Source organism: Kocuria sp. KH4, from assembly GCF_053711175.1.
The window spans coordinates 1-393 of sequence record NZ_JBSJYX010000075.1; the positions used below are offsets into that span (position 1 = coordinate 1).

Below are 393 nucleotides of genomic sequence, written 5' to 3' on the forward strand. Positions count from 1 at the left end.
TGGTCCTCGCCGCGCTGCTGCGGATAGTGACCGTCGTCCACGAGGCCCGCACCGGCGATGCCCGGGTCGGTGCCGGGGCGAGCCTGATCTCCGTGGGGGTCGCGGTGGCGGTGATCGCATGAGGCTCCACCGGAGCCGGGCTAATCGGACTCACCTGGGTGCTCTCGCTGGCGGGTCAGTACAGTTGGGTGCTATTCACCGGCATGGTCCACCACAGGGGGGTCTCCATCACCTGGGCAGTCCTGAGTTGGGCGGCATCGGTGCGGGTGAGTGAGAGCCCAGCGGCGCTGGTTCGGCGCCGGCGCCGGATCTTGCAGGTGAGTCCGGCCGCCCGGGCGGGGATGCGCACGCGCTTCCAGGGCAGCGGGGAGTCGGTGCTGATCCGGACTCGGT

At 70.7% G+C, this 393-nt stretch carries 1 protein-coding gene; it reads right to left on the bottom strand.

Annotation, left to right across the window (positions count from 1 at the left end; genetic code table 11):
* Positions 1-175: 175 nt before the first annotated feature.
* Positions 176-393: hypothetical protein (locus ACWCOM_RS18540; RefSeq protein WP_454550211.1), on the bottom strand; the 218-nt coding region annotated here is incomplete at its 5' end.